This is a genomic window from Streptomyces sp. NPDC006283, assembly GCF_040613325.1.
Taxonomy (GTDB): Bacteria; Actinomycetota; Actinomycetes; order Streptomycetales; family Streptomycetaceae; genus Streptomyces.
The window spans coordinates 1-8,588 of record NZ_JBEXRZ010000273.1 but is presented as its reverse complement, the minus strand read 5'-3'; the positions used below and the strand labels follow the sequence as shown (position 1 = coordinate 8,588).

The window sequence follows — 8,588 nt, the reverse complement described above, 5'->3', positions numbered from 1 at the left end:
GCGGGATCACCGGCAGGTGATCGACGCGATCGCGTTCAAGTACCGCACCGGGACACCGTGGATGGACTTGCCCGAGCACTTCGGGTCATGGAAAGACGCCCATAATCGCCTGCGGAAGTGGGCCGCCGACGGCACCTGGGAGAAAGTCTTCACCGCTCTGCTCGCCCAGGCCGACGCCGAAGGCGACCTCGACTGGGTCGTCGCGGTCGACTCCACCGTCGTCCGCGCCCACCAGCACGCTGCCGGGGCCCGTCAAAAGGGGCCCCCGGCCGGCGAGCCGGCCGACCATGCCCTAGGACGCTCCCGCGGCGGACTGACCACCAAGGTCCACCTCGCCGCAGACGGCCAATGCCGCCCGTTGGCCTTCGTCATCACGCCAGGCCAGGCAGGTGACGCACCCGCGTTCACCGGGACAATGGCCCGCTTACGGGTGCCCCGGCCGACCGGCCGCCCCAGAATCACACCGGACGTGGTCCTGGCCGACAAGGCCTACTCGTCCCGCGCAATCCGTTCTCATCTCCGCCGGCGCGGGCAAGCCCAAGGTGACCCTGGGCAAGCCCGCGTTGTCGGTGGCGGCTGGTCGTTAGGGTCTGTCAGGTTGCTCCCCTGCGGGCGGGAACTCGATCTTCACCCCAGCAGTTTCCTCGGCTGAGGTCGTGGCCTCCCACGCCTCCCCCAGTACCGTCAGACTGCCGATGACTGCGATGATGATTTTCTGGGAGACAAGCTCTACGCGCTCGAAGTATGTGCTGAAGATCAAGGTTGCAACCATGACCATGACCATGTCTCGCGGGGAGGCGGAGAAGCGTTGTCGGGTGGCTGTGCCCGGCAGTTTTCTCTCCACCTCGTCCATGAAAGGGTTGACCTGGGCCCGCACCATCTCCCGATATCTTCCGGCCGGGGTCGAGGCGGAGGCTGCCGTGGGATCGAAGCGTGTGAACTGACCAGTCCAGTTCTGATCGAAGGAGACCACGCCTCGCAGCGGTGGGAGAGCCCCGTGCTTGGTCGGCTTTCGGGGTGGAGGGCAATCGGGAAGTCGCGGCCTCGGAGTGTCCCCGGTGTCGCGCTTTCGGCGTTGCGCGAGGTATGCATTGGCCGCGGTGCGGAAGCGCTCGTAGTCCTCTTCGTCGCCGCATGCCAGCAGCAGGAAGCGTTCTGGAGGGAGGGTACGGACGGCTTGGGCGTACTCCCAAAGGGTGCTGGCGGCCGACCCGCTGTCACTTCTGAGGCCTGCTGTCATGAGAACGAGTCGGGCGCGTCGCATGTCCCGTGCCACGACTGGCTGCCACCCAGTGTGAGGCAGGAGAAAGCGGACGGCACCAGCTGGGAAGGGAGCGTTGTCCTGTTCGTTGCCGACTGCGACTACCACACCGAACCTCTGGACAATTTTGACGATGCGATACTCGCGGGTGCTCTGGTGAGCAGTGCGGTTGGCGTAGCCGAGTAGTTCGCTGAGCCAGTAGTTCCACCGTGACTGACTAGCTAGATGATCAATCCCAGTAAGGTCGGAGTCCACCCGGAAATTTCGCAAGTACAGTACGAAGCAGCCGTCTTCGAGTGAGTCGCTGGATTTCATCGGCGGCGTGACGCGCCGGAGAGCCCGGACCGCGCTCTTCCGGCGAAGAGGCAGCAAGCACATGGCTGCGAGGATGAGGCCCATTCCGTAGACCCCGCGGTTCCAGAAGCGTTCACCAGTCTCTAGCCACTCGGCCACGGCTAAGAGGCCGAACGTCACCCATAAGTAGAACGCCAAGGAGAGCATTGCCCCCTCAAGAAACTCATGGCGTGCGTTCTTCCAGAGGTGCTGCGCCAGGGAGCTCGTCTCTTTGCCGTATTGAGGTCCGTCCACGTCATCAAGGGTGATGGTAGGAAAACGCGTTGGGAAGGCCGCAGCCTTTGGCTGCGTCGGCGAACCAGAGACTGGCGTGCCGGATCGCTGGGCGGCGCCTGGGTGAGACCGCGGCTCGGATCCCTACCGGTTTCCGTCGCGGCCCACTCTTCGAGTAGCTGCCCGGATGGCTCGTGCGTACGGGGCATCGAATGCACGCGTCTCTGGATCAAGATCCCGGAAGGGAACGAGCGCCGCATGAGTGCTGTCGACCGACTGCATCCAGGCTGACCAGGCATTGTGGACGTCTTCGTCGGTTACTTGCTCCCCCTTGGCCTTCAGGAGCACGGCATAGATGCGGAACAGATCGTCAGAGTCCGCAGGAGGCTCGGCGTCCGGGGGGAGACAGGATCGGATCAGGTCGGCGAGAGTATCGAGGTAGGTCACACGGTCAGTGTGCCCACGAACAGGATCAGGTGCGCCGCGATGAAGACCAGGGGGACGGTGCGTTCGGACGCGCCCAGCTCGGCGTAGCGCTTGCGCCAGGCGGGGATAGGATCGCTCTTCAGTTCATCCCACTCGGCAGCGAAGATCTTGACCGGGAGGCGTTCCTCCAGCTTGTTGATGACCTTGAACTTCGCGGTGTTGAGGTCTCGGTAGCTGCGAAGCTGCATCCACCAGGTGGCCGACAGGGTGATGCCAGCCAGTACCACGGCAAGCGACACCCACCAGGGGGACTCGGAGAGCTTTGGGATGCCGAAGCTGACCAGGGCGATGAACGTGGTCTGCACCGAAAGGAAGAAGGCGTTGGCGGTTCCTCTGCGGGCGGAGACCCGGTCGGCCATCTCCACGGCGAGCTTGTAGAGCTCCAGTACCTCCGCCCGCTGGCTCGGCTCGGGAGGCTCAGTCACCGAGCCCCTCCAACCAGTTGCTTGAGGTACTCCCATGTCCACTTGTAGATCTTGTCCGTTGCCTTCGCCGTGGTCGGCTTATTGCCGGTCTTGCCGCTGTATCCGTTCAGCAGGAAGTAGTCGATCTCCTCCTCTTGCGCGATCTTGAGCTCGATGCCCACACCGACGGCCTTGTCGGTGTGCTCGCCGCAGATGACGATGACGACATCCGACCGCCTGATCCTGGCGCGGGCCCTGTCCTTCCAGTCAGGCGAAGCCTCTTTGATCGACCAGTCGTGGATCTCGAAAGGGGAGTCCGGGTTCTTGGCCTGCCCGATCAGGAAGTCCTTCAGGGTCTTGTCGTAGTCGTAGTCGAAACTGACGAACACGCGCTTCGGCATGGGGCTCCTTACTCCAAACGGAGGCACTTGCCCGCATCGTAAGCGGAGGTACTGACAGTCAGCATCGGATGTTCGGAACGGGCGAGCCGAGCGGAATCGCCCTGACCGGACCGCTGTTCGTCGGTACGGCTACGACCACCACATCCCGACCTGGGAGAGCTGCTCCAGCCGCTCTGGGGTCAGCGTCGCCGCCCGGGATCGCTGGTTGCCGACCCAGGCACCCAGCCGGAGGTGCCGCCTCCGCCTGGGCTCACACTCACCCCCGCAGGCGCCGGGTCGCCGCAGTCAGCCCATGTCCCGCAACAGCAGCTTGACCCGGCGCCTGTCCAGGTTGATATCGGCGACCTCGACCACCAGCACATCGCCGACAGCCAGAGGCTGTTCGTCACCCTCGCGCTCAGGCAGTTCCGAGGCCGGCAGCAGCCCTTCGACGTGTTCGTGGACACGAACGAAGACTCCGATCGAAGCCACCTTGGTCACCCGGCCCGGAATCACGTGCCCAAGATGCGTCCGGGCGAATTCACGGAATGGATCATCCTGGAGAGATTTCAAGGACACGGTGAGCCAGTCCCGATCGGCGTCCACGTCCAGAACCGTGACGGTCACGTCCTGTCCCACTCGCAGCACCTGGTCCAGTGGCACCTCGCGACGTTGCCAGGACACCTCAGGGGTCCGCAGCAGTCCGTGAATCCCGCCGAGATCAACGAGGGTATCGACATCACTGACCGATGAGACGGTTCCTCTGCGGACCTGTCCCTTCTCGAGCGTTCTCAAAAGAGCCTGGCGAGCCTCACTCGCAGGAACGTCCGCCACACCACCACCCCTTCACCGCGGACTAGATTCGCATGTCCGCTCAACACCTGCATACCTCTGCACGTGAGCCCGTACTTCGCTCTGCACATGAGCAGGTACGCCGACACCCCGCACCTGCGGGGATGGTCCCCTGATCGCGGCGGCTCGTCGTGACCCGGGCCTCTGCTCCCCGTACCCGCGGGGATGGTCCCCAGCGCATCGGCGTCGACATCTCCGTCGAGGACTGCTCCCCGCACCTGCGGGGATGGTCCCACCCGCGTCGCCGGGCCGGACATGCGACTGGTCTGCTCCCCGCACCCGCAGGGATGGTCCCAGCGTGGTGCTGTCGGATGTGCGCGGCGGCCTCTGCTTCCCGCACCCGCGGGGAGGGTCCCGCGGTCGGGGACCTGGACCGCAAGGCGGATGCCTGCTTCCCGCTCCTGCGGGGATGGTCCCCACACGGCGGCGGGGCCGGAGCTCGCCCGACGCAACCGGTTCACCAGTGGCCGTGATAGGCCAGGTTCACGGCCAGAGCGGCCGCGGGCAGGCAGAAGAACACGAACCAGGGGCCCAAGGCATAGTCGCCGACTCGGACATGGGCCCAGAGGGCGCCGATGAAGTACAGCACGAGGCCGGCAGCGGCGAGCGCCCCCAGTACCGGCACGACAAACCCGGCCAGCAGCCCCAGCGCGCCCGCCCCCAGCAGCGTCCCGAGCGGTCGCATCCAGGAGTGGGGCACGCCCAACTTGTCAGCCTGACTCTTCGGGTAGTCGTGTCCGATGAGGTTGGCGACGGCAGCCGCGCCGTTGACGACCGAGGCGAGGAGGGTGGCGACGAGGTAGGCGGGGAACACGCGTGCTCCTTCTTTCTGCGCGAGAAACGTCAGTTGGGTGTTCACCACATGGACGAAACGGGCCCTCTGGAACGTGACATGCCAGGTGCCGCTACGGGGCCTCCCGGACCACGATCGCCCCCCTTGAAGCTGCTGCCGCCCTGCAAGAGGTTCAGTGCCTTGGAACTCATCAAGACCAACCTTCCGTGAAACGGGGCGCCTCTCACGCCATCGACAACGGACTTCACTTATGCCGAATAGAGCCACCGCGCCCGGGCGCCGACGTGAAGGACGGCCTGCGGCAGGGCGACTCTGTACGGGCGGTGATGTCGGCTACCCGGCTGCCGGTGGGGATGGTCCCTATGAGCCGGACCAGCTCGAGGAGCGCACCGTCTGCTCCCCGCTCCCGCGGGGATGGTCCCTCGCCGCGAACCCCTGGCTGACCGAACTCGGTGTGCTCCCCGCGCCCGCGGGGATGGTCCCCTGCCCGAGGCCACCTACCTGGTCGAGTACGAGTGCTCCCTGCGCCCGCGGGGATGGTCCCCACCTCCGGTTGAGCTACGAGAAACTCGGGGCCTGCTCCTCGTGCCCGCGGGGATGGTCCCTGCGCGCTGTGCGGGGCCCGGCTGTACCAGGACTGCTCCCTGCGCCTGCGGGGATGGTCCCCATCCGGAGAAACCGAACCAGCCGAGGTCGAACTGCTCCCCGCATCCGAGGGGATGGTCCCCGAACGGCGGCGGGACGGTGATCCTCGGGGTCTGCTTCCCGCACCTGCGGGGATGGTCCCCGCCCCCAGTCCGAGCGGCGCCCGCCGAGAGGCTGCTTCCCGCGCCCGCGGAACGGCCCTTCGCCCGGAGGGCCGTCGCCGTTGATGAGGGTCCGCACGCGCGTCGTCACCCAGTCTTGCCCGGTGGCCTAGCGCCACATATCCGCACCGTCGCGCCCCCTTGGGTTCACCTTCAAGAGGTCTTCGTGAAGACCTGAGAGGGGACGGCCGGTGGGATGTCCGTCCTCGCCAGACTCCATGACCGCCCAGCCGACATCGACCCCAGACACGTTCACGTCCCCGCCGCAATCGAGCTCGTCCATCGCGGCAAACACGGCTTCGTGCGGCGGTGCCCGGCGGGGGCCGCCAAGGCGGCGGTGACGGTCGCCAGGTGGTCTTCCCCGAGCGTCGTCAGTACGCCCCGAACGACCAGAAGACGCCCACCTCGTCGTCGGTCACCGCGATCAGGCCGAGGTCCTCGAAGAGATCAAGGCCGTTGAGGTACTCGGAGGTGAGGAAGCTATGGGATTCAGTGCCCTGGAGGCCCGCTGCGAGGAAGTCCGGGGCCGGGTCAGAGGCTGCGGCCGTCGCGTTGGTCCAGTAGCGCGCGGTGGGCCCGTACCGGTCGAGCAGGGTTCGGGCGTCTGCCAGCACGACGTCCTGGTCCGGGCGGGAGCGGACGGGGGCAGGTTCCAACTGCCATTCCTCGGCCATGATGGCGAGCGCGGCGACCGCCGCCTCCGCCTCCAGGGGGTACAGGCGGTCGGGGAGCTCTGATGCGTCCGGGGGGTCGAAGGGGTACGCGGGCACCGTGTGGCGGGCGTCGTTGGCGCGGTCCCAGTCCAGTCGGACCCAGCCCCGGGGGTCAGGGACCGACCGGTGCAGCACGGCGTGGACGTCGTGCGCCCAGTCCACGTGTCGCCGAGGGCCGGTGGCCGCGAAGGTGTACGTGTCGTCGAGCAGCCGCAGCGCCGCCGCGTTCCAAGGACAGCGACGGGAGCGGAACTCCGCTAGCAGACTGCCGACTTGGCGGGCAAAGGTGTCCTTCGGCTCGCAGGGGATGCGCCGGAGCTGGTCGAGGGCCCAGTGGACGAGCTCGCCCCCTCCTTCCGCTGCAAGGCAAACCGGCCCCTGCGGGAGCGGGAGGTCCGTTCCGTCCCAGAGCGCCTCCAGGTGCGCATCGAGCAGGTCCAGGGCGGTCCGATCGGCAGGCAGGGGCATTTCGCCACTCTAGGCCGTCTCTTTCGGACCATGCTGGCCCGGATGATCGGCAAGACGCTCGCTGCGGCGAACGATCCGGAGGAGTGGCGACACCGTTCCTCAGCTGGCCCGAGGAGGGCACGGGTGCTGTCGAAACTCGTGAACATTCCGTGCCGGCCTCGGGAGCCTCATGCCTCCCGAACCAGTGTCGAAGCGCTGTCCGTTCTCGGGTTCCGGTGCAACTTCTGTGGAGCTCTCACGCTTTGTAACGTCTCGGGGCTGGATGGTCCTTCGTGACTCGTTGACGGACCTGTTTGGGATCATGCCCGCATGGACTTCGGCCTCTCCCCGCCAATCGGTGTTGGCCCGTTGCGGATCGGTATGACTCGGCAATCGGCCAACACGGCGCTGGACTCGCTCCGTGATCTCTCTGCGGTCTCGGAGTCCGACCGGCCGGGTCAGCACGTCTTTCGTCCCAGTGGGCTGATGATCAGCGTCCACTGCACGCGAGACATGCTCGAAGCCGTTGAGCTGGGGAGGCCGTCGACTCAGACAGACCGAGTCGTCTTCCGGGGCCTGGACGTGTTCGCGATCCCGGCCCGAGAGTTGGTGCAACGCATGGGCGAGTACACCTCGATCGAGGCAGACCCCGACGATGCAGCGTCTTTCATCGCCTCTGACCTGCTCCTGAGCTTCTGGCGCCCGTTCGCAGCCGACGACGAGCCAGATGAAGAGCAGGGCTACTTCTTCAGCTCGGTCCTGCTGGCACGGCCTGGCTACTACGACACCCCTGCTCAGGCTGCGGAGCGACTCCAGCAGAGCTCGTGACGGGCCCGTCAGGATGGCAGCAGGATTCGTTTCCGCTGGAGGCTGAAGCCGGCCCGGCCGTACATCTGGCGCTTGATCATTTTGATCCGGTTGACGTGGCAGGATGGCCTCATGTTGATCCGAAAGGGCGATGCCGCGTAGGCGTCCCAAGGCCGTCCGCGCAGAGCGGTGGCGGCCACGGTGGCAGTGTTCGGTCCTGAGAGTCCGCGGTGTCTCCGCGCGGACTCGTGCAGCGATCCGCCGGGTCGAAGACCAGGAGATGTGGCCCAACGCAGTCGCCAATGCGCTCTCGTGTTTCGAGCGACCCTTTAGCCAGCCGGGTCGCTACCTGGATGCCTCTGAGTTCGAATCGCCCGGGGCGGGAGATGCCCGTGATGACCTCGAGTGGGCGATGCGGCACCTTCCTCCCGGAGCACAACGGGACTTGGGTCGACTGATCACACGCATCGATGAGGAATTCGAGCGCCGCACCCTGCCCGACCCCAACAACATCGAGTTGGCGGTGTTCGGCTGGTGGTGGACCAGAATGCGGGAACGCTGACGGGCCCCGGACCCGCGCCCTCAATCGAACGACACAGTCACCCTCCGCGACGACTCCCCAAGATCTGTGCCAGAACCGAGAGATGACGGCACGTGTCCCGACCAGGTAAAGGCTGGTCGGTCTTACGAACCTGGCAATCGGTAGGTTGTGCCGTCGAACGTTGAGTCGCCTGTTCAAAGGGGTGGGCCGGGATGGAAGACCCAGAGATCACGGTCAAGCTCACCCGCGACGAAGCGACGATCCTGTCGGACTGGCTGGAGCGGCTGCAGATGACCGACCTCAGCAACACGGTCGATGATCCAGCCGTGTGGGCACCGATCCATAGAATCGCTGGCCAGCTCGACAAGATGCTCCCCGCTCTATTCTTCCCCGACTATGACGTGCGGCTGGAGGAGGCCAGGCGCCGCCTGCGTCCGCTCGATGACGGCAGCCTTGAAGACTGAGCCGATCGAATCTCGCGACAGGACAGCACTGCCCGCGAATGCGGGCCGGCCTGCCGCCCGTCAGGGC

At 66.1% G+C, this 8,588-nt stretch carries 11 protein-coding genes and 1 pseudogene; 3 read left to right on the top strand and 9 right to left on the bottom strand.

Annotation, left to right across the window (positions count from 1 at the left end):
- Positions 1–532, top strand: a pseudogene (locus tag ABZ070_RS33300) (IS5 family transposase); the annotation flags it as partial.
- Positions 533–583: 51 nt separating this feature from the next.
- Here the strand turns inward: ABZ070_RS33300 and ABZ070_RS33295 are convergent.
- The 8 genes from ABZ070_RS33295 to ABZ070_RS33260 form a co-directional block, all read right to left on the bottom strand.
- Positions 584–1,849 (bottom strand): hypothetical protein, encoded by a 1,266-nt coding sequence (locus ABZ070_RS33295; RefSeq protein WP_356639433.1) that lies wholly within the window; start codon positions 1,847–1,849, stop codon positions 584–586.
- A 123-nt stretch (positions 1,850–1,972) separates the two neighbouring features.
- Positions 1,973–2,275, bottom strand: coding sequence for a hypothetical protein (locus ABZ070_RS33290; RefSeq protein WP_356639431.1), 303 nt, complete (start codon positions 2,273–2,275; stop codon positions 1,973–1,975).
- Positions 2,272–2,739: a hypothetical protein gene (locus ABZ070_RS33285; RefSeq protein WP_356639429.1), complete on the bottom strand. Its 468-nt coding sequence runs from the start codon at positions 2,737–2,739 to the stop codon at positions 2,272–2,274. Before ABZ070_RS33285 ends, ABZ070_RS33290 begins: the two co-directional genes overlap by 4 nt.
- Positions 2,736–3,119, bottom strand: a complete 384-nt coding sequence (locus ABZ070_RS33280; protein ID WP_356639427.1) for a TIR domain-containing protein — start codon at positions 3,117–3,119, stop codon at positions 2,736–2,738. The genes ABZ070_RS33285 and ABZ070_RS33280 overlap by 4 nt, the downstream gene beginning before the upstream one ends.
- Positions 3,120–3,248: 129 nt before the next feature.
- Positions 3,249–3,404 carry a helicase associated domain-containing protein gene (locus tag ABZ070_RS33275; protein WP_356639435.1) on the bottom strand — a complete coding sequence of 52 codons (156 nt, stop codon included), beginning with the start codon at positions 3,402–3,404 and terminating at the stop codon, positions 3,249–3,251.
- Positions 3,405–3,932, bottom strand: coding sequence for a S1 RNA-binding domain-containing protein (locus ABZ070_RS33270; RefSeq protein WP_356639425.1), 528 nt, complete (start codon positions 3,930–3,932; stop codon positions 3,405–3,407).
- A 475-nt stretch (positions 3,933–4,407) separates the two neighbouring features.
- Positions 4,408–4,764 carry a DoxX family protein gene (locus tag ABZ070_RS33265; protein WP_356639423.1) on the bottom strand — a complete coding sequence of 119 codons (357 nt, stop codon included), beginning with the start codon at positions 4,762–4,764 and terminating at the stop codon, positions 4,408–4,410.
- A gap of 1,156 nt (positions 4,765–5,920) precedes the next feature.
- Positions 5,921–6,730 (bottom strand): hypothetical protein, encoded by an 810-nt coding sequence (locus ABZ070_RS33260; protein ID WP_356639421.1) that lies wholly within the window; start codon positions 6,728–6,730, stop codon positions 5,921–5,923.
- 309 nt (positions 6,731–7,039) lie between these two features.
- On the opposite strand from ABZ070_RS33260, the gene ABZ070_RS33255 reads away from it, so the two are divergent.
- Positions 7,040–7,537, top strand: a complete 498-nt coding sequence (locus ABZ070_RS33255) for a hypothetical protein (RefSeq protein ID WP_356639418.1) — start codon at positions 7,040–7,042, stop codon at positions 7,535–7,537.
- 8 nt (positions 7,538–7,545) lie between these two features.
- On the opposite strand, the gene ABZ070_RS33250 is transcribed toward ABZ070_RS33255, so the two are convergent.
- The gene (locus ABZ070_RS33250) at positions 7,546–7,716 is read right to left on the bottom strand and encodes a hypothetical protein (protein ID WP_356639437.1); all 171 of its coding nucleotides are present in this window, start codon (positions 7,714–7,716) and stop codon (positions 7,546–7,548) included.
- Positions 7,717–8,269: 553 nt separating this feature from the next.
- Here ABZ070_RS33250 and ABZ070_RS33245 point away from each other — a divergent pair.
- A complete protein-coding gene (locus ABZ070_RS33245; RefSeq protein WP_356639416.1) occupies positions 8,270–8,521 on the top strand; it encodes a hypothetical protein in 252 nt (83 codons plus the stop codon).
- Positions 8,522–8,588 lie beyond the last annotated feature (67 nt).

Excerpts from the sequence above, each read along its gene's own strand:
- ABZ070_RS33255 (WP_356639418.1), top strand. The coding sequence starts at position 7,040 with ATGGACTTCGGCCTCTCCCCGCCAATCGGTGTTGGCCCGTTGCGGATC.
- ABZ070_RS33260 (WP_356639421.1), bottom strand. The coding sequence starts at position 6,730 with ATGCCCCTGCCTGCCGATCGGACCGCCCTGGACCTGCTCGATGCGCAC.
- ABZ070_RS33245 (WP_356639416.1), top strand. The coding sequence starts at position 8,270 with ATGGAAGACCCAGAGATCACGGTCAAGCTCACCCGCGACGAAGCGACG.
- ABZ070_RS33280 (WP_356639427.1), bottom strand. The coding sequence starts at position 3,119 with ATGCCGAAGCGCGTGTTCGTCAGTTTCGACTACGACTACGACAAGACC.